At 72.5% G+C, this 20,077-nt stretch carries 13 protein-coding genes; 8 read left to right on the forward strand and 5 right to left on the reverse strand.

Going from position 1 to position 20,077, the window contains the following annotated elements; all coding sequences use genetic code 11:
* Window positions 1-163: 163 nt before the first annotated feature.
* Both AC5L36_RS15465 and AC5L36_RS15470 read right to left on the reverse strand, forming a co-directional pair.
* Complete coding sequence (locus tag AC5L36_RS15465; protein ID WP_441216340.1) at window positions 164-1,192, reverse strand: hypothetical protein; 1,029 nt, start codon at window positions 1,190-1,192, stop codon at window positions 164-166.
* Window positions 1,193-1,252: 60 nt separating this feature from the next.
* Complete coding sequence (locus AC5L36_RS15470) at window positions 1,253-2,278, reverse strand: LacI family DNA-binding transcriptional regulator (RefSeq protein WP_441216342.1); 1,026 nt, start codon at window positions 2,276-2,278, stop codon at window positions 1,253-1,255.
* Window positions 2,279-2,424: 146 nt separating this feature from the next.
* Here AC5L36_RS15470 and AC5L36_RS15475 point away from each other — a divergent pair, with 146 nt between their 5' ends.
* Together AC5L36_RS15475 and AC5L36_RS15480 are read left to right on the forward strand one after the other, a co-directional pair.
* Window positions 2,425-4,413: a glycoside hydrolase family 127 protein gene (locus AC5L36_RS15475; RefSeq protein ID WP_441216343.1), complete on the forward strand. Its 1,989-nt coding sequence runs from the start codon at window positions 2,425-2,427 to the stop codon at window positions 4,411-4,413.
* Between the two features lie 3 nt (window positions 4,414-4,416).
* Window positions 4,417-6,897, forward strand: a complete 2,481-nt coding sequence (locus tag AC5L36_RS15480) for a glycoside hydrolase family 127 protein (RefSeq protein ID WP_441216345.1) — start codon at window positions 4,417-4,419, stop codon at window positions 6,895-6,897.
* 312 nt (window positions 6,898-7,209) lie between these two features.
* Here AC5L36_RS15480 and AC5L36_RS15485 read toward each other — a convergent pair whose 3' ends face one another.
* Window positions 7,210-7,725 carry an Lrp/AsnC family transcriptional regulator gene (locus AC5L36_RS15485; protein ID WP_441216346.1) on the reverse strand — a complete coding sequence of 172 codons (516 nt, stop codon included), beginning with the start codon at window positions 7,723-7,725 and terminating at the stop codon, window positions 7,210-7,212.
* A gap of 79 nt (window positions 7,726-7,804) precedes the next feature.
* Between AC5L36_RS15485 and pdhA the strand changes: the two genes are divergently transcribed.
* The 4 genes from pdhA to AC5L36_RS15505 are packed head-to-tail and all read left to right on the forward strand — an operon-like array spanning window position 7,805 to window position 12,528.
* A complete protein-coding gene (gene pdhA, locus AC5L36_RS15490) occupies window positions 7,805-8,887 on the forward strand; it encodes a pyruvate dehydrogenase (acetyl-transferring) E1 component subunit alpha (RefSeq protein ID WP_441216347.1) in 1,083 nt (360 codons plus the stop codon).
* Window positions 8,888-8,904: 17 nt separating this feature from the next.
* The gene (locus tag AC5L36_RS15495) at window positions 8,905-9,870 is read left to right on the forward strand and encodes an alpha-ketoacid dehydrogenase subunit beta (RefSeq protein WP_441216839.1); all 966 of its coding nucleotides are present in this window, start codon (window positions 8,905-8,907) and stop codon (window positions 9,868-9,870) included.
* On the forward strand, window positions 9,867-11,057 hold the full coding sequence (locus AC5L36_RS15500) for a dihydrolipoamide acetyltransferase family protein (RefSeq protein ID WP_441216348.1): 1,191 nt from the start codon (window positions 9,867-9,869) through the stop codon (window positions 11,055-11,057). Before AC5L36_RS15495 ends, AC5L36_RS15500 begins: the two co-directional genes overlap by 4 nt.
* Before the next feature lie 58 nt (window positions 11,058-11,115).
* Window positions 11,116-12,528 carry an alpha/beta hydrolase gene (locus AC5L36_RS15505; RefSeq protein WP_441216349.1) on the forward strand — a complete coding sequence of 471 codons (1,413 nt, stop codon included), beginning with the start codon at window positions 11,116-11,118 and terminating at the stop codon, window positions 12,526-12,528.
* A gap of 10 nt (window positions 12,529-12,538) precedes the next feature.
* On the opposite strand, the gene AC5L36_RS15510 is transcribed toward AC5L36_RS15505, so the two are convergent.
* Window positions 12,539-16,126 (reverse strand): family 78 glycoside hydrolase catalytic domain, encoded by a 3,588-nt coding sequence (locus AC5L36_RS15510; RefSeq protein ID WP_441216350.1) that lies wholly within the window; start codon window positions 16,124-16,126, stop codon window positions 12,539-12,541.
* Between the two features lie 162 nt (window positions 16,127-16,288).
* On the opposite strand from AC5L36_RS15510, the gene AC5L36_RS15515 reads away from it, so the two are divergent.
* Window positions 16,289-16,930: an SIMPL domain-containing protein gene (locus AC5L36_RS15515; protein WP_441216351.1), complete on the forward strand. Its 642-nt coding sequence runs from the start codon at window positions 16,289-16,291 to the stop codon at window positions 16,928-16,930.
* A gap of 152 nt (window positions 16,931-17,082) precedes the next feature.
* Here the strand turns inward: AC5L36_RS15515 and AC5L36_RS15520 are convergent, their stop codons facing one another.
* Window positions 17,083-18,342, reverse strand: a complete 1,260-nt coding sequence (locus AC5L36_RS15520) for a Gfo/Idh/MocA family protein (RefSeq protein ID WP_441216352.1) — start codon at window positions 18,340-18,342, stop codon at window positions 17,083-17,085.
* Between the two features lie 83 nt (window positions 18,343-18,425).
* Between AC5L36_RS15520 and AC5L36_RS15525 the strand changes: the two genes are divergently transcribed.
* On the forward strand, window positions 18,426-19,592 hold the full coding sequence (locus AC5L36_RS15525; RefSeq protein WP_441216353.1) for an ROK family protein: 1,167 nt from the start codon (window positions 18,426-18,428) through the stop codon (window positions 19,590-19,592).
* Window positions 19,593-20,077 lie beyond the last annotated feature (485 nt).

Consider the following 20,077-nt stretch of genomic DNA (forward strand, 5'->3'; position numbering starts at 1 on the left):
GCGGGCGCAGAAGTTCACCTGGAACGCGGACGGCACGCCCAACTTCGGCACCCCGGTCAACAGCGGCGTGGCCATCCAGGCCCCGTCCGGCGAACCCGCTTCCTGATCCGACACTCAAGTGCCGTGGCGCGCGACCCAGCGCGCGCCACGGCGTCGGGACGGCCTACGGCTCGGTGGGCGTGCCGAGGTCGGTCATCGTGCCGCGGTACCAGAAGAACGCGTGGCTGGACGCGTTGCCCGGAAGGCTCGCGGAGCCCACGACGGCGCCGCGGTCGTTGACCCCGTACGCCGTGGAGTAGGGCCCGCCGAGGGTGCCGAGATCGGTCATGGCGCCGTCGGCCCAGAGGTAGGCGTGGCTTTCGACGCCGCCGGTCAGGCCGCTGGAGCCGACGGCCTCGCCGCGCTCGTTGACGTCCCACACATCCGTGACCGCGCCGCCGAGGGTGCCCAGGTCGTGCTCCTCGTACCCGCCGTCCGAGGGTGTCCACAGTGTACCCTTCGACCACGCGGTCGAGCCCGGCTGGGTGGCGACGATCTCGCCCGCGTCGTTGAGGTCGCCGAGGCGGTCGGCCCCGGTGAAGGGCTGGCTCCCCAGCAGGGTGCCCTGGCGGCAGGCGTCCGCGCCGTGCCCCACGCGCAGGTAGCCGAAGCTGTTCACACAGGTGGCCAGCACGTCGCCGCGGTCGTTGACGGCGTGGGCCTCGCCGTCCCCGAGGTCGAGTACCCGCCCACGCGACCACAGGACCGCACGGTGGTGGTAGCCGGGCGGGGTGTTGCAGTATCCCACCGCCTCGCCCCGGTCGTTGACGTCCACCGCGACGCACTCGGTCGTGCCCGGCAGCACGCCCAGGTCGGTCATGCCGCCATCGCCGGACCACCGGAACGCGTGCCGCGAGCCGTCCGGTGTGTCGCTGACGCCGACGACCTCGCCGAGATCGTTGACGCCGAGCGCCGCGCTGTGTTTGCCGCCGAGGGTCCCCAGGTCGCGCGCGTAGTGCTCGCGGTCCCAGAAGACCGCGTGCCGCTGGCCGGAGCTCGTCGTCGACTCGCCCGCCACCTCACCCCGGTTGTTCACCGCCCAGGCGACGCTCCGCGCGGCGGCGGTGACGGCCGCGCCGGCGCTTCGCGGGTGAGCCACCACCGTGCCGGCCGCGGCGACCAGCATCACGAGGAATATCCGTTGTAGACGCACGACGGCGAAGGTGCCACACGCCGGTTTCAAAAAGCCTTCACGGCGCTGACACCGACGGGATCAGGCCTGCGGGCGCGGGCCGGTAGAGTCGCGGACCACGAGCCGGCACGGCTGCCGCACCACCCCGGAGGCGGGCTCGCCGTCGAGCGCCGCGAACAGGTGCTTGACGGCCGTCTCGCCGAGCTGCTGAAGGTTGAGGTCCACAGTGGTCAGCGGCGGCTGGCAGTCGGACGCGAACTCGTGCCAGTTGTCGTAGCCCACGATGGAGATGTCGTCGGGTACGCGGCGGCCGAGCTCGCGGACCGCGCCGGCGACCCCGGCGGCGATCTGGTCGTTGCCGCAGAAGATGGCGTCGATCTCGGGGTTGGCCGACAGCAGGATCCGGGCGGCGTTTCGGCCCCAGCGCTGCGACCACTCGCCGTAGAGCGGGTCGCCGCCGGCCAGGGCGAGGCCGGCGCTGGCGAGCACCTTGCGCACGCTGGTCACGCGGTCGCGGGCGGCGCGGTAGCTCTCCGGGCCGGTGATGTGCGCGATGGTGCGGCGGCCCAGCGACACGAGGTGCTCGGTGGCGAGGCGGGCGCCGTGCTCGTCGTCGGCGAGGACGGACAGGTCGTGGGGATTGTCCGATTCGCCGTACACGTAGACGACCGGGACCGGGATCTGGCGGGTGAGCGACGGGCGCAGGTCGTTGGAGTCGCCGAGTACGACGAAGCCGTCGACCTGGCGGGCGATCAGCGTGCGGATGTAGTGCTGGCGCCGGATCGCGTCGCCGCGGGCGTCGCAGAGCAGCACGGACATCTGGCCGTTGGCCAGGGCGTTTTCCACGCCGAGCAGGATCGGGATGGAAAACCGGTGGGCGAGCTCGTCGGTGAGCAGCCCGATCGTGCGCGTGTTGCCGGTCAGCAGGCCGCGGGCCAGGACGTTGGGCTGGAACGACAGCTCCTCGGCCGCCTCCAGCACCCGCCGCCGGGTCTCCGGGGCGACCTCGTCGCGCGCGTTGAGCGCCTTCGACGCCGTGGCCACCGACACGCCGGCGAGACGCGCGACATCGGTCAACGTGACCGTCCGGGATCGCTGCCTGCCCACCGAAATCCTTTCGAAAAAGCTTTCGGGGCGAAAGCCTACATCATCGAAATAGGCAAACTCCTCTCTTGACGTGTGCGTAATATCGCCGCTACATTGCCGAAAAGGTTTTCGGCCACCGGGCGGCCAGCGGTCCCGAAGGGGTGACCATGATCGGACCGGTGCGTCCATCGGCGGGTGCGCTGCGCCCGCTAGGCCTCGACGCCGTGCGTATCACCGGCGGCTTCTGGGGTGAGCGGCAGGAGCGCAACGCCAAGGCTTCCATCCCGCACGCCCATCACTGGTTGGAGGAGACCGGCTGGTTGGGCAACTTCCGCTTGGCGGCGACGGATGACCTGGTGCCGCATCGTCGGCGAGGTCGGGAGTTTTCCGATTCTGAGGTGTTCAAGCTGGCGGAGGCGATGGCGTGGGAGTGTGCGCGTGGTGGTGACGTGTCGGTGGGTGAGTTGTCCACTGTGGTCGCGGCGGCGCAGGAGCCGGGTGGCTATCTGAATACGATGTTCGGTCGGCCGGGTCAGCAGCCGCGTTACTCCGATCTGACCTGGGGTCACGAGCTGTACTGCTACGGGCATCTGATCCAGGCCGGTGTGGCCCGGCTGCGCGGCGGCGTCAAGGACGCCCTAGCCACGACCGCGATCCGGGCCGCCGACCACGTGTGTGTCGAGTTCGGTCCGACCGGGCGGCAGGCGTTGTGCGGTCATCCGGGGATCGAGATGGCTTTGGTGGAGTTGTTTCGGGCTACCGGGACGGCCCGTTATCTGGATCAGGCGCGGTTGTTCGTGGATCGGCGTGGTCAGGCGTCGTTGCCGGATGTCGAGTTGGGTCGGGCGTATTTCCAGGACGATGTTCCGGTCCGGGAGCGGGTGGTGTTCGCGGGGCATGCCGTGCGTGCGTTGTATCTGGCGTGCGGTGCGGTGGATGTGGCGGTGGAGACCGGTGACGACAAGTTGTTGGCGGCGGTGGTGCGCCAGTGGGAGCGGACGGTCGCGGCTCGTACGTATGTGACTGGTGGGATGGGTTCGCGGCACGAGGGGGAGGCGTTCGGAGAGGATTTCGAGTTGCCGGCTGATCGTGCGTATGTGGAGACGTGCGCGGCGGTGGCGTCGGTGATGTTGTGTTGGCGGTTGTTGCTGGCTACGGGTGAGGCGCGGTTCGCGGATTTGGCGGAGCGGACCTTGTTCAACGTGGTGGCGGCGTCGACGTCGTTGGATGGGCGGGCGTTTTTCTACACCAATCCGTTGCGGCAGCGGGTGGCGGGTGAGGTGTTGGATCGGTCGCGGCCGTGGCCGCGTGCGTCGTCGGGCGAGCGGGCGCCGTGGCGGGATGTGTCGTGTTGCCCGACGAATGTCGCTCGTACGCTGGCGTCGTTGGGTGGGTATGTGGCTACGGTCGACGACGGTGGCGTGCAGGTTCACCAGTACGCGGCCGGCACGGTGGCCAGCGGTGACATCGCGCTCACCGTGGCGACCGGCTACCCGTGGGACGGCGGTGTGGAGGTGCGGGTCGACCGCACGAGCCAGCGGCCGTGGCGGCTGTCGCTGCGCGTGCCCGCCTGGGCCGGCGAGGCCACGCTCGTTACCCCCGAAGGCACCCAACGGGTCACGCCGGGATACGCGGTCGTGTCCCGCACCTGGCGATCCGGCGACACCGTGCGGCTCGAACTGCCACTTACTCCACGGTGGACCGCACCCGACCCGCGCATCGACGCGGTACGCGGCTGCGTCGCCGTCGAACGCGGCCCGCTCGTCTACTGCGCCGAGTCGGTCGACCACGACCCGGCCACGGCGCTGGACGCGGTCAACGTCGACCGCTCCGCACCGCTCACCGAGCGGCCGCTGCCGGCGCTCGGCCGGGACGTCGTCGCGCTGGCGGTCCCGGCCTCGGCGACGTCCGATCCGAGGAGCGAAGCGACGAGGACGGACGAAGCCGACGACCGGGACCCGAGCGAGCCAGCAGGCGGAGTCCCGGCACGCACCACCCCCGCTGCCGGCGACGGCTGGCCGTACGGATCGATCAGCACCGCGGAAGCAGAGCCGGGCAACCTCACCCTCGTTCCGTACCACCTGTGGGCCAACCGCGGTCCGGCGACCATGCGGGTCTGGCTCCCGGTGGCCTCGTCCACACAGGACAGGAGGTAACCCGTGTCCCTCTCCCGCCGCACCGTGCTGCGCGCCTCCGCCGCCGGGGCCGTCGCGGCCGCCGGTGTCACCGCATCGCGCACGACGCCCGCCGTCGCCGCCCGCCCGGACACCGGGGTTTCCGTCTACCCCTTCCCGCTCTCCGCCGTCTCCCTGCTCGCCGGGCCGTTCCAGGCCAATACCGGACGCACTCACAGCTACCTCGGCTTCCTCGACGCCGACCGGCTTTTGCACATGTTCCGGGTCAACGTCGGGCTGCCCTCGTCGGCCACGGCGATGGGCGGCTGGGAGTCGCCCACGACCGAGCTGCGCGGCCACTCCATGGGGCACGTGCTCACCGCGCTCGCCCAGGGCTACGCGAACGGCGGCCCGGCCGCGTTCAAGACCAAGGGCGACTACCTCGTCGCCGAGCTCGCCAAATGCCAGGACAGGGCCACGACCGCCGGGTTCAACACCGGCTACCTCTCCGCCTACCCGGAAAGTTTCATCGACCGGGTCGAGGCGCGGCAGTCGGTGTGGGCGCCGTACTACACGCTCCACAAGATCATGGCCGGGCTGCTCGACACGCACCTGCTCGCCGGCAACGCACAGGCGCTAACCGTGCTGACCCGGATGGCGGGCTGGACGAAGTTTCGCAACGACCGGCTCACGCTCACCCAGCGGCAGAACATGCTGGACACCGAGTTCGGCGGGATGAACGAGACGCTCACCAACCTCTACCAGCTCACCGCCGACCCCAACCACCTGACCACGGCGCAGTACTTCGACCACGCCGAGATCTTCGACCCGCTCGCGTCCAACGTGGACAACCTGAACAACTACCACGCCAACACGCAGATCCCGAAGGTGCTGGGCGCGATCCGCGAATACCACGCCACCGGCACCACGCGGTACCGCGACATCGCCGTCAACTTCTGGGACATCGTGACCAGCCGCCACTCGTACGCGATCGGCGGCAACTCCAACGGCGAGTACTTCAAGGCGCCCAACCGGATCGCCGGCGAGCTGTCCGACACCACGGCCGAGTGCTGCAACACGTACAACATGCTCAAGCTGAGCCGGCAGCTGTTCTTCACCAACCCGGCCCGCGCCGACTACATGGACTACTACGAGAAGGCGCTCTACAACCACATCCTCGGCGCGCAGAACCCCAGCTCCAGCCACGGCTTCCACTGCTACTACGTGCCGCTGCGGCCCGGCGGCATCAAGACGTACAGCAACGACTACAACGACTGGACGTGCTGCCACGGCACCGGCATGGAGAGCAACACCAAGTACGTCGACAGCATCTACTTCCACGACGGCGGCGACACCCTGTACGTCAACCTCTTCATCGCCTCGGTGCTCAGCTGGCCCGGCCGGGGCATCACCGTACGGCAGGAGACCACCTACCCGGAGACGCCCTCGACCCGGCTCACCGTCACCGGCTCCGGCACTTTCACTCTCCGGTTGCGTATCCCGTCGTGGACCAGCGGAGCGCAGATCCTCGTCAACGGCACCGCCGCGGGCGTGACGGTCACCCCCGGCACCTACGCGACGATCACCCGCGCGTGGACGTCGGGCGACGTCGTCGACGTGACCCTGCCGATGGCGCTGACCCGCGAGTCCACACCGGACAACGCTGCGGTGCAGGCGGTGAAGTACGGGCCGATCGTGCTGGCCGGCGCCTACGGCACGAACAACCTCTCCACCATGCCGGCGCTCAACGCGTCGACGCTCGCCCCGACGTCGACGCCGCTCCAGTTCACCGCGACGGCCAGCACCGGGGCGGTGACGCTGCTGCCGTTCTACAAGATGCACGGCCAGCGGTACACCGTCTACTGGAACGTCGACAACACGCCGCCGCCGGCCCCGTTCGTCGCGCACTACCGCTTCGACGAGACCTCCGGCACGAGCGCGGCGGACGCCACCGGAAACGGCCGCACCGCCACCCTGGCCGGCGGCGCCGGCTGGACCGCCGGCCGCACCGGGGGAGCGGTCAACCTCAGCGGCACCAACGCGTACGTCGCGCTGCCGCCGGGGATCCTGGCCGGCGCCACCGCCTGCACGGTCGCCACCTGGGTCCGCCTCGACACCATCGCCAACTGGACCCGGCTGTTCGACTTCGGCTCGGGCTCCTCGACCAGCATGTTCCTGACGCCGCGCGGCAGCGGCGGCACCGCCCGCTTCGCCATCACGACCTCCGGATCCGGCGGCGAGCAACGCATCAACGCCCCGGCCGCGCTGCCGACCGGCGTGTGGACGCACGTCGCGGTCACGCTCTCCGGCGCGGTCGGCGTCCTGTACGTCGACGGCGCCGAGGTCGCCCGCAACGCGGCACTGACCCGCCGCCCGGCCGACCTCGGCAACACCACACAGAACTGGATCGGCCGCTCCCAGTACGGCGCCGACCCGTACCTGGACGGTGCCGTGGACGGTTTCCGCCTCTACAGCCGCGTGCTCACCGCGGCCGAGGTGGCCGACCTCCACGCCACCGGCCAGTAACCCACAGACCCCGGCTGGGGGTCCGACCTGCGCCCGGCTCGTCGGACCGCCAGCCGGCCATCCGTAGCCCCCACGGCCCCCCGCCCTGTCCCCCAAGAGGGCAGCCCTGTCACTGTCTGGGCGGGTATACGGGAGCCCTGTTGGGACTTCACGCCCAAGAGGGCTGCCCTCTTGGGGGACAGGGCTTGGGGCGCGGAGCTGGCAGCGGGGGCCGGGGGTTTCGGCGAGCCCTGGCGAGCCGCCGGGTCCCGCGGTCTCCGGCGGGAGCGGCGGTCCGCCGCTGACGCGGACCCGGGTAATGCAACAAAGGAGCTAAAGGGGGAACCCTCCCAGCATCTCGTCCGGGACCTCTTCGAAGACGAGTTGGGTTTGGGTGTTGCGGACGCCGGGGATCGACTGGATCTCGTCGAGGACGAGCGCGCGCAAATGCGCCTGGTCGGGCACGCGGACCAGCGCGATGATGTCGAACGCGCCGCCGGTCAGCGCGAAGTGCTGGATCGCGGGCAGGCGGATGAGGCGCTCGCGGACGTCGCGCCAGGCGTTCTGCTCGATCCGCATCGTGACGTAGACGGCGGTGGTGAGGCCGACCTGGGCCGGGTCGAGGCGTACCGAGAAGCCGCGGATCACGCGGTCGCGGACCAGCCGGGCGAGCCGGCTGTAGGCGTTGGCGCGGGAGATGTGCAGCCGCTCGGCCAGGGTGCGCACCGCGATCCGGCCGTCCTTGACGAGCTCGGCGACCATCCGCCGGTCGACGTCGTCGAGGGTTGCCGCCGGTTGTCTCGCCGGCGGCGCGGGTGTCCCTGATGGCGTGCCCGTTTGTCTTTCCACCGTGCCCCCCGGTGCGCATCTGTCTTGAAGATGTCCCAGTATATGGACAGATCTTCGAGGGCGGCCGCATGGTACGGAGATGGACCTGCTTCCCACGGCCGAGCCGGTGCGGCTGATCGAGGCGGACGGCACGCCGGTGGCCGGGCGCGCGCTGCCCGGCGGCACGGCGCTGCGGGCGGCGTACCGGGCGCTGGTGGTCGGGCGGCGCTTCGAGCAGCAGGCGACCGCCCTGGTCAAGCAAGGGCAGCTCGCGGTCTACCCGTCGGCGCGCGGCCAGGAGGCGGCCGAGGTCGGCGCGGTCCTCGCCCTGCGGCCCACCGACTGGATCTTCCCGACGTACCGGGACAGCGTCGCGCTGCTCACCCGCGGCGTCGACCCGGTCGAGATCCTCACGTTGCTGCGCGGGGAGTGGCACTGCGGCTACGACCCGTACGCGCACGGCGCGGCGCCGCAGTGCACGCCCCTGGCCACCCAGGCGCCGCACGCGGTCGGGCTCGCCTTCGCCGCGCAGGCCCGGGGTGAGGACACGGTGGCGCTCGCGTTCGTCGGTGACGGCGCGACTTCCGAAGGAGACTTTCACGAGGCGCTCAACTTCGCCGCGGTCTTCCACCTGCCGGTCGTATTTTTCGTGCAGAACAACCAGTACGCCATCTCCGTGCCGGTGAGCCGGCAGACGAGCGCGCCGTCGCTGGCGCACAAGGCCGTCGGCTACGGCATGCCGGGTGTGCTCGTCGACGGCAACGACGTCGCGGCCGTGCTGACGGTGGTGGGCGAGGCGGCGCGGCGGGCCCGCGAGGGCGAGGGGCCGACGCTGGTCGAGGCGATGACGTACCGGGTCGACGCGCACACCAACGCCGACGACGCCACCCGCTACCGGCCCGACGAGGAGGTCGCCGGGTGGCTGGCCCGCGACCCGCTGGACCGGCTGTCCGCGTACCTGACCAACTCCGGCCAGCTGAACGTCGACGTCGAGGCGGCCGTCGCGGCCGAGGCCGAGGAGCTCGCCGCCGACCTGCGCGCCCGCCTCGTCGCCGAGGTGCCGCCGGCGCCGGAGGAGCTTTTCGCGCACGTGTACCACCGACCCACGCAGCGGCTGCGCGCCCAGGCCGCGCTGCTGCGGGCCGAATCCGCCCCGTCGCGGGCCGAGTCCGACGGGAGCTGAGCGGCGTGGCGGTCTCGATGGCACAGGCGATCAACCAGGCGCTCGCCGACTGCCTGGCGGAGGACGAGCGGGTGTTCGTGTTCGGCGAGGACGTCGGCACGCTCGGCGGCGTCTTCCGGATCACCGACGGCCTGGCCGCCAAGTACGGCGAGCGGCGCTGCTTCGACACCCCGCTGGCCGAGTCGGGCATCGTCGGCATGGCGGTCGGCATGGCGATGCACGGCATGCGCCCGGTGGTGGAGATGCAGTTCGACGCGTTCGCCTACCCCGCGTTCGAGCAGATCGTCAGCCACGTCGCGAAGATGCGCAACCGCACCCGCGGGAAGGTGAGCCTGCCGATGGTGATCCGCGCGCCGTACGGCGGCGGCATCGGCGGGGTGGAGCACCACAGCGACTCCTCCGAGGCGTACTACGCGCACACGCCGGGGCTGACCGTCGTCGCGCCGGCGACGGTCGCGGACGCGTACAGCCTGCTGCGCGCGGCGGTCGCCTGGCCCGACCCGGTCGTCTTCCTGGAACCCAAGCGGCTCTACTGGAGCAAGGACGAGGTCACGCTGCCGGTCCAGGGCGAGCCGATCGGGCGCGCCGCGGTCCGGCGGTCGGGTGCCGACGCCACGCTCGTCGCGTACGGGCCCAGCGTGCCGGTCGCCCTCGCCGCCGCCGACGCGGCCCGCGACGAGGGCTGGGACCTCGAGGTGGTCGACGTGCGGAGCATCGTTCCGCTCGACGAGGAGACGCTCGTCGCCAGCGTCCGCAAGACCGGCCGCGCGGTCGTCGTCGCCGAGGCGGCCGGGTTCGCCAGCGTGGCCGCCGAGATCGCGGCCCTGCTCTCCGAACGCTGCTTCCACGCCCTCGAAGCTCCGGTGCGGCGGGTCACCGGCTTCGACATTCCCTACCCTTCACCGAAACTCGAACACCACCACCTGCCCGACGTGGAACGGATTCTGGACGCCGTCGCCACCTTGCAGTGGGAGGACGCGTGACCGCCCAGCAGTTTCGCCTGCCCGACCTCGGCGAAGGGCTGACCGAGGCGGAGGTGCTGCGCTGGCTCGTGAAGGTCGGCGACACCGTGGCCGTCGATCAGCCTGTGGTCGAGGTGGAGACCGCGAAGGCGAGCGTCGAGGTGCCGACGCCGTTCGGCGGTGTGGTGGCAGAGCTGCACGCGGCCGAGGGTGCGACGGTCTCGGTGGGTGCCCCGCTCATCTCGGTCGCCTCGGCCGAGGGCTCGGGCAACGTGCTCGTGGGCTACGGCACCACGCAGTCGCGGCGGGCCCGGCGCCGCCGGCCGGCCGCCGGCCCGCGACCCCTCGTCATCTCGCCGATTGTGCGCAAGCTGGCCCGCGACCACGACGTGGACCTGTCGGCGCTGACCGGCACCGCTCCCGGTGGCGTGATCGCCCGCCGCGACGTGGAGGGTGCGATAGCCGCGTCGGCGTCGCCGGCGCGTGGGCCGGTGGCTCCCGTCGATCCGCTGCCCGTGCGCGAACGGGTGCCGCTGACCGGCGTGCGGCGGTCGATGGCCGAGCGGCTCACCCGCAGCCGCCGGGAGATCCCGGACGCCACCACGTGGGTCGACGTCGACGTGACCGCGCTCGTCGAGACCCGCCGCCAGATGCTGGCCCGCGATCCCGGCAACCCGGTGGGCTTCCTGGCGTTCGTCGCCAGGTTCGTGGTCGCCGGGCTGGCCCGCTATCCCGACCTGAACAGCCGCGTCGACCTCGACGCCGGCGACATCGTGCACCTCGACGGCGTCAACCTCGGCATCGCCGCGCAGGGCGAGCGGGGGCTGCTCGTGCCTGTCGTCCACGACGCACACCGGCGCAACGTGCGCGAGCTGCACGCCGAGATCGCCCGCCTGGCCTCGGCCGCCCGCGCCGGCGAGCTCGGTGTCGGCGACCTGACCGGCGGCACGTTCACGCTCAACAACTACGGCGTGTTCAATGTGGACGGTGCGACGCCGATCGTCAACCACCCGGAGGCCGCGCTCCTCGGCGTGGGCCGGATCCTCGACCGGCCGTGGGTCGTCGACGGCGCGGTGGTGCCGCGCAAGATAGCCCAGTTCTCGCTGACGTTCGACCACCGGGTCTGCGACGGGGGCACGGCGGCCGGCTTCCTCCGCTTCGTCGTCGACTGTGTCGAGCACCCGGCCGAGGCGCTCGCCCGGATCTGACTCTCCGGGTGATGTCGGGGTTGCCCCGGATGGCTTCTCGCCGCCGCGGCGATCGACGATGGACGTCGTGACCTTTCGTGGTATCGCCGCCGCTGTCGCCCTCGTCCTCACCGGGACACTCGTCGCCGCCGCGCCGGCGCGGGCGTCCCGGCCGACCCTGGCGTGGGGCACGTGCGCGGACGACCTGCCCGGCGTGCCGATGGATCCCGTGGTGGGATGCGCGACGCTGCGGCTGCCGGTCGACTGGGCCGAGCCGCGCGGCGCCACGTTCGCGCTGTCGGTGGCCCGGCGCCCGGCGCGCGAGCCCGGGCGGCGGGTGGGCACGCTCGTCTTCGGCCCCGGCGGGCCGGGCGACTCCGGCGTCGAGCGGATCCGCAAGGGCGACCGCTTCAGCGACGAGCTGCTCGACCGCTTCGACATCGTCAGCTTCGACCCGCGCGGCGTCGCCCGTAGCGCCGCACCCCGCTGCGCGCCCGACCCGACCCTCCCCAAACCGCCGGTGCCGCTGGCCGGCCAGGCCGACCTCGACGCCATGGCCGCGTACAACCGTGAGCTGTGGGCGCGCTGCCGGCCGACCAGCCCGGTCTTCGACCACGCCGACACCCTGAGCCAGGTGTACGACCTGGAAGCGCTGCGCCGGGCGCTCGGTGAGCCGCGCCTGACGTTCCACGGCAGCTCCTACGGCACGCTGCTCGGCCAGCAGTACGCCGAACGGTTTCCCGGCCGGGTCCGGGCGATCGTCCTGGAAGGAGTCTTCGACCACAGTCTCGACCCGCGCGCGTTCGTCCGCACCCAGGCGGCGACGCTCCAGGACTCGTTCGACGAGTTCGTGTCCTGGTGCGACCGCTCGACCGAGTGCGTGCTGCACGGCACGGACGTGCGCGCCACCTGGACGTCGGTGCTCGCCCGCGCCGACCGGGGCGAGTACGCGCCGAGTACCGCTTTCGACGTCGCCGCGCTGCCGCTCGGCATGCTCAACGGTCCGAACTGGACAGGCTTCGCCCGGACCGTCGAAGGGCTGGCCGCGGGCGTGGCACCGCCGCCCCGCGCGCTTCCGCTCACGACGGCGGTCTTCTGCGCGGACTTCCCGGTGCCGCTCCGAAGCTACGCCGAGTACGCCGCGCTCGTGCGGGTGGCCGCGGCCGCCGCGCCCGACGTGCGGTACGGCGGCGGGCTGATGGCGCTGCACGCCTGCCTCGGCTGGCCGAACCCGGTGCGCAACCCTCCACATCGGACGAAGGTGACCGGCGACGCGCGGCTCCTGCTCGTCAACGGGCTGCACGACCCGCGCACCGGCTACGAGTGGGCCACGAGCGTCGCGGCGCAGCTGGGCCGGCACGGCCGGCTGCTCACCTACGAGGGCTGGGGGCACGGCGCGTACGAGCGCACGCCGTGCACGGTCGACGCGGTCGACCGCTACCTGGTCGACCGCGTCCTTCCCGCGCCCGGCGCGCGGTGCGCCGCGCCCTAGCCCTCGGCTGTCAGGCCACGGTGAACGTGTACGACCCGGACGGCAGCGCGTAGCCGGCGGCGCCGGCGGCGTAGCCCTGCGGCACCGCCTCCGGTGGCGCGGTGACCGCCGCCGCGGAGGGCGCCGGCACCTGGACGGTGGCGGTGGTGTTCGGTGGCACCACCACCCGCAGGGTCAGCCCGGTGCCGTTCCGCGTCCACTCGGTGCGCGCCGGCCCGTACCGCGTCACCAGTGAGGTGGCCGCGGCTGTGAGCGAGCCGCCGGGCTTCGGCGCGACCAGCAGGCGCTGGTATCCGGGCGCGGCCGGGCCGAGGCCGCCGACTGTCCGGTAGAGCCAGTCGCCGACCGAGCCGAGGCCGTAGTGGTTGAAGGAGTTCATGCCGGCGTCCTGGAGTGAGCCGTCGGTGCGGATGCCGTCCCAGCGCTCCCAGATCGTGGTGGCGCCGCGCGCGTTCATGTAGCCCCAGCCGGGGTAGTCGGGCTGCTGGAGGATACGGTAGGCGGTGTCGAGGTGCCCGTGCTCGGCCAGTACGGGCAGGAGATTCTCCACGCCCATGAAGCCGACCGACAGGTGTCCGTTTCGGGACGCCACCTTCGCGGCCAGCCGGTCCGCGACCGCCTGTGTCCGCTGTGGAGGGACGAGGCCGAACGCCAGCGCGAGCACGTAGCCGGTCTGGCTGCCGTTGCCGACGGTGCCGTCCGCGGCGACGAACCGGTTGGCGAACGCGGCCGCGATCTGGTCGGCGAGCGTACTGTAGGCGGCCGCCCGGTCCGGACGCCCCGTGGCCGCGGCCATCCGCGCGACGAGCCGCGCCGACCACCCGAAGAACGCGGTGCTGGTGAGGTCGTTGGCGGTGGGATCGTCCACGTTGAGCCAGTCGCCGTAGGTGTCCTGGTCGCGGACGAGGTCCGCACCCGAGGTGGCGCGCAGGTAGTCGACCCACCGCGCCATCGCGTCGAAGTGCCGGTCGGCCGCGGACAGGTCGCCGTAGCGCTGCCACAGCACGTACGGGACGATGACGCCCGCGTCGCCCCAGCCGGCCTTGCCGGCCCAGCCGAGCACGTCCGGTGCCACGTCGGTGAACGCCCCGTCGGCGCGCTGGGCGTCCACCAGGTCGTCGGCGTACTTGGCGAGCAGCCCGTGCGTGTCGAAGTTGAACGCGGACGTCGCGCCGAAGGCCGCGATGTCGCCGGTCCAGCCCAGCCGCTCGTCCCGCTGTGGACAGTCGGTCGGGATGGAGAGCAGGTTGGAGCGGGCACCCCACAGGATGTTGTGCTGGAGCTGGTTGACCAGCGGGTCGGAGGTGGTGAAGGTGCCGGTCTCCGCGCCCGCCGTCCACGCCGCCAGCCCGGTCAGGCTGTCCACTGTGGGCGTACCAGGAAAGCCGGTCAGCTCCACGTACCGGTAGCCGTGCACGGTGAACGACGGTTCGAAGGTCTCCACGCCCTGCCCGGCGAGCGTGTACGTGTCGGTCGCCTGCGCGGCGCGGAGGTTGGCGGTGTAGAGCGTGCCGTCCGCGTTCAGGATCTCGCCGTGCCGCATCGTCACGGTCGTGCCGGCCGGGCCGCTGACCCGCAGCCGGTTCCACCCGGCGAAGTTCTGGCCGAGGTCGGCTATCCACACGCCGGGCCTGGGCTGGGTGAGGCGCACCGGCCGCAGCTCCCGCTGCACGGTCACGCCGGGGTCGACCTGCGCGACGAGGCGCGGCTTCGGTCCGGTGTGGACGGTCACCGGCTGGGCCGGTCCGCCCGCCACCCGGGCGTCCCGGTCCTCGCCGTGGTAGAGGTCGTCGGAGACGATCGGGCTGCTCGTCCACGTCCACGACCCGTCGGTGCGCACGTCCGCCCGCGTCCCGTCGGTGTACTCGACGACCAGCTGCGCCGAGTACCAGGGGGACGTGCCGTAGTAGCGGCTGCCGGCGAAGCCGACGCTCCCGGAGTACCACCCGTTGCCGAGCAGCGCGGAGAGTGTGTTGCCGCCCTGCCGGAGCGTGGCCGTCACGTCGTACGCGCGGTACTGGAGCCGCGTGGTGTAGTCCGTCCAGCCGGGCGCGAGGCGTTCCGGGGTGACCTTCTCGCCGTTGAGGTACGTCTCGTGCAGGCCGAGCGCGGTCGCGAAGAGCCGGGCTCGGGCCACCGGCTTGCCGATGGTGAAGGTCTTGCCGAGCCGGGGCGCCGGGCTCGGCACCGTGACCTGGTTGCCCCACGGGCCACTCTGGTACGCCGCGGCCACCCGGGCCGCCGGCCAGCCACTGTCGTCATAGGACGGTTGCTCCCAGCCGGCCGGCCCGCTCTGGGACGCCTTCCAGGCGGCGTCGGTCGGGACGGTGACCGCGCCATGCAGCTTGGCGATGGCGGCGGCCGGGCCGGGTGAGGTGTTCTGCGCGGCGACCGCGACGGTGTTGCGGCCGGTGCGCAGGTGCGCGGTCACGTCGATCGTCGTGGCGCGCTTCCACGAGTCGGTCACCCGTCTCGACGCCGCCACCTTGACCCCGTTGACCCACGCGTCGGCGGTGTCGTCGCCGGTCACCACGAGCGTCGTGCGGCCCGGCGTCGCCACGTCGAAGGCGCGGCGGAAGTAGCGCGTCGCGACCGGGGCGTCCACTGTGGGATCCCCTTCCGGATACCAGATCCACGAGGCGCCGGCGAGGTCGGCCGTGCCGGGCGCGCCGATGAAGTCCGCCGTCCAGCTCGCCAGTGCGGTGTCGAAGCGGGCGGGCGCGCTCCAGCCGCTCGCCCGGCCCTGCGCGTCCCAGACCCGCACCCGCCAGTGGTACGTGCGGTTGGCGGCGAGGGCCGGCCCGCCGTACGGGACGTCGACGGACTGCCGAGACGCGACCTGCCCGCTGTCCCAGACGTCCGCCGCACCCGGGCCGGTGCCGACCGTGACCTGGTACCTGCCCTGGAGTTGGCCGGTCGCTGCGGTGGCGAGCTGCCAGCCGAAGCGGGGCCGCGGCGCGTCGACACCGACCGGGTTGGCGCGCCGCTCGGTGGTGAGGCCGGTGACCGAGACGGGCGAGGACCCGCCGGGGACCGGGACCTGGACGTCCGACCGCCACGGGCCGGTGCCGTACGCGCCCAGGTCCTGCGCGGCCACCCAGGCCTGCGGCACCGCGTTCGCGGCCTGCCAGGCCCCGTCGGTGGCGAGGCTGACGGTGCCGCCGGTCGCGGCGACGGTGAGCTGGCCGGCGACCCCGGCCGGGCCCTGGCTGGTGTTGCGGGCGGCGACCAGGAGGGTGTTGGCGCCGGGTCTGAGCGCGGCCGTGAGGTCCACGTAGACGCCCTGGCGCCACGAGTCGGCGACCCGCGGCGAGGCGGCGAGCCAGGTGTCGTTGAGCCAGACGTCGACGGTGTCGTCGCCGGTGACGACGAGGTGCGCGTCGGTGTACGGCCCGGACGGCGCCGTGAACGTCCGCCTCAGGTAGCGGGTCGCGGCGGGTGCCGCAACGGCGGGATCACCCTCGGGAAACCAGATCCAGTGTGCGTTCGTCAACGTTTCAACACGCTTGTGCCTCGGGGCGGCGGTGGCCGTGGACGCGGGCATCATGGTCGCGACGGCCAGGACGGAGGCCATGGCGAACCGGAGTGTTGCGGACATGCGGGCTCTCCTCGGTGGGCGGAGAAGGCACGGTAGCCAATCAACGATTTAAACGGTTCAATGCCATGGCCTCATGAGGATAGGCCGATACCGGTGCTTTATTCAAGAGTCTTAATTGAACGGGGCGGCGGACCCCGGCATGCGGCTGGTTGGATACCCGCCATGCAGCAGATGGTGGAGCGGCCGTGGGGTGTGTCGGCGTACGGGGCGGCCAGCGTGAAGGCGATGCCCGACCTGGTGCGGATCCGGTTCCAGGTGGTGCGGTCGGAGCAGGTGCCGGCGGAGTCGTTCGCCGGGGCCAACGAGGCCGTGCGGGCGGTCCGGCAGGCGCTGCGCGAGCACGGCGTGGCGGACAGCGGGGTGGAGCGCTCGCGGCTCGACCTGAGGTCCCGGTGGGACTACGGCAACAAGCGCACGTTCCTCGGCTACGAGTGCAAGGCGTCGTTCACCGTCGACTCGACCGACCTGGACGGCGTGGAGCGGCTGTTGGTCGACCTGGTGGCGGCGGGTGCCAACGAGATCGAGGACGTCGAGTTCGACGTGCGGGCCAAGCCCGACCTGCGGGCCGAGGCGCGCCGCGAGGCGGTGGCCGCCGCCCGGCGCAAGGCCGCGCTGTACGCCGAGGCGGCCGGGGTGCGGCTGGGCGCGGTCCTGCACATCGAGGACGTCGACCCGGAACGCGTCGGCGCGGAGCGCTACCGCGGTCACGGCTCGGCCGGCGCGGCGTCTCCGCAGGACCTGGCACCCGGCCACGTGGTGGTATCCGCCGCGGTGATCCTCGGCTTCGCCGTCGCGGCGGGTTGAGCTTTGTGGTCGGCTTCTCGCGGTGGGATCGAGCTTTAGGGCTTCGCGGTGGGGTGAGTCGCGGTGGTGGGGTTGAGCTTCAGGGGGTGAGCTTTCGCGGTGGGGCTGAGCTTCTGGGGTGAGCTTTCGCGGTGGGGTGCTGGGGCGCCAGGTCAGGATGGGAGGTCGACGATCGTGCCGGTGGTGCGGGCCCGCTCGGCGGCCCAGACGACGCGGTGGCTGAGCAGGCTCGACGCGGCGTCGGAGGGGAGCAGCGACGGGTCGCCCTCGGCGACGGCGGCCAGGAACGCGTCGGTGATCGCCGCGTCGCCGCCGTGGTGACCGTCGGCGGCGGTGTGCCCGCCGGGCGGGCCGGTGTCGATCGTCTGCCGCTCGCCGGTGCGAAAGTCGGTGTGGTGCAGCAGCGTGCCGTCGCCGTCGAGGTAGCCGTGCGTGCCGAACAGCCGCGTCTTGCGGTCTTCCATCGGGGTGAACGCGGTCAGCGTGAACGCACACGTCGCACCGTCCGCGAAGGACATCGAGACGACCTGGTGGTCGACCACGTCGTTGGCGCTCGCGTAGACGCACCGCCCGTACGGCCCGGTGCGCAGCGCCGCCTCGACACCCTCGGGCGTGTGGTCGGCGGTGACGGCGGAGAGCGGCCAGAACTCGCGGTCCGGGTCGCCGACGCAGGGGAGGTAGAGCTTGGGCGCCGAGTAAGGGCAGGTCGGCTCGACCGGGCAGGTGAGGCAGGTGTCGGTGGCGCCTTCCGGCCGCTGGTCGGGCCGAAAGTGGCTGAGCCCGCCGAAGGAGCTGACCCGGGTGGGCGCGGCGCCGAACAGGTACAGCAGCCAGTCGATGTCGTGGCAGGACTTGGTGAGCAGCAGCGGGGCGGACGTGTCGCTGCTGTTCCAGTTTCCGCGGACGAAGGAGTGGGCGTAGTGCCACCACCCGATCGGCTCGAGGTGCTGCACGCTGACGAGCCGCCCGATCGCCCCGCCGTCGAGCAGCCGCTTGAGCGCGTTCGTATACGGCGTGTACCGCATGACGTGGCAGACACCGAAGATGACGCCGGCCTTCTCGACGGCGGCGGCGATGCGCAGCGCGTCGTCCTCGGTGGTGGCCATCGGCTTTTCCAGGAGGATGTGGTAACCCAGCTCGGCAAAGGCCACCGTGGGGTCGGCGTGCATCTGGTCCTGGGTGGCGACCACGATCGCGTCGCCGACGCGGCCGGCGGCGGCCAGGTCGCGCCAGTCCGCGAACACCAGGTCGGCCGGGACGCCGAACTCGGCGGCGAACCGCGCCCGGCGCACCGGATCCGGCTCGGCGACCGCGACCACCCGGGCGCGCCCGGAAGCGGTGGCGCGGCGGGCGTAGCCGAGCCCGCGCAGCCCCGCGCCCGCCACGACCAGCCGCACCCCACCTAAAGTCATTTCACGTGCCTTCCGCCGGAGCTACTTTTTAAACTATCCATCATTAGTGGGCGGGCAAGACCCGGACGTCAAGGGGTGCGCACGTGACCGGACAGTTCGCCGGCGGAGACCTCTCCCGGCTGCGACAGCTCAACACGCTCGCGGTCGTGCACGCCCTGCGCCGCCAGCCGCCGCGGACGCTGACCGAGGTCGCCCGCGCCGCCGGCCTGTCCCGCCCCGCCACCGAAGACGTCGTGCGCGAGCTCGAAACGCAGGGCTGGGTCGAGCAGGTCGACCCGGCGGCCGGCACGATGGGGCGGCCGGCGCGGCGCTACAGGTTCCGCGCCGACGCGGGCTGGGTGCTCGGCGTCGACATCGGCGGCCACACGGTGCGGGCGATCATCACCGACCTCGACGGCAGCACCCAGTTCGGCACGCGCCAGCCGGTCTCGCCCGAGGCCGGGCGGGTCGACCGGCTCGCGGTCGTCGACAAGGTGGTGGCCGAGTGCCTGGCCGGCGCCGGCCGCAAGGGCTCGGAGATGTGGGCCACCACGGTCGCCACCAGCGGACTCGTCGACGCCGCCGGCCGGGTGGCGCTGTCCGTCGCGCTGCCCGAGTGGACCGGCCTGCACCTGGCCGACCACCTGCGCCGGCAGGTGTCCGGGCCGGTGCTGGTGGAAAACGACAGCCGGCTCGCCGCGCTGGCCGAGACCTGGCGCGGCGTCGCCCGCTACGCGCGCGACGTCGTCTACGTGCTCGCCGGCCTGCGCACCGGCGCCGGCCTGATCATCGACGGGCGGCCACACCGCGGGTTCGGCGGCGCGGCCGGCGAGATCGGTGTGCTGCCGGAGATGGGCTGGATCCGCGCGCAGGACCACCTGCGCGACTGGTCCGGCGCGCCGGACGGCACCGACCCCGACGACATGGCGGGCTTCGTCTTCGCGGCCGCGCGCGAAGGCGACCGCCAGGCGCTCGCGATCGTCCGGCGGTACGTGAAGGACCTGGCCCTCGGCACGTCGGCGCTGGTGCTCGCGCTCGACCCGCAGCTTGTGGTCGTCGGCGGGGGCTTCTCCCGGTCGGCCGACGTGCTCCTCGAGCCGTTTCGCCGCGAGCTCGACAAGCGGTGCGTCCGCACGCCCGAGGTGCTCCAGTCGGCGCTCGGCGAGGACGCGGTGGCGCTCGGCGCGGTGAAGCACGCCCTCGACCACCTGGAGCGCCACATCTTCGACCCCGGCAGCGGCCTCGCGGCCCCGGAGGCGCCGGCACGCTGAGGGTTCCGCCGTCGATCAGAGACCCGGCGGAGCGGCGCGCCCCGCGACTCACCCACGAAACCCTGACCGCCAGCGGGCGCGCGCCGCGACGGCTGCGCGCCGACCGCGCCGCGGGACGGCTGCGCACGCCACGGGCCGACCGCGCCGCGGGACGGCTCCGCGCGTCGCGGGCCGACACGCCGCGCGACGGCTGCGCACGCCGCGGGCCGACCACGCCGCGGGCCGAGGGCGCACGCCGCGCGGCGCGACGGCGGCTGCCGCGTCGAGCGAGTCGCGCGACGGGCGGTGTGGCGGGCAGCGGCGGCCGTGCTGAGCGAGTCGCGTGACCGCTGGCGGCGAATCGCGCAACCCACGGTCTGGGAGCCGGCCACCGGCTTCAACACCTGCTGCACACGGTGACCGTCGGCTGACTCTATCCACAACAGACCTTCGGAAATCAGCAAATCTCCGGTCGGCCGCAACGTTTCCCCCATCCGCGTCCTCTT

Source organism: Phytohabitans sp. LZ39 (assembly GCF_059359075.1).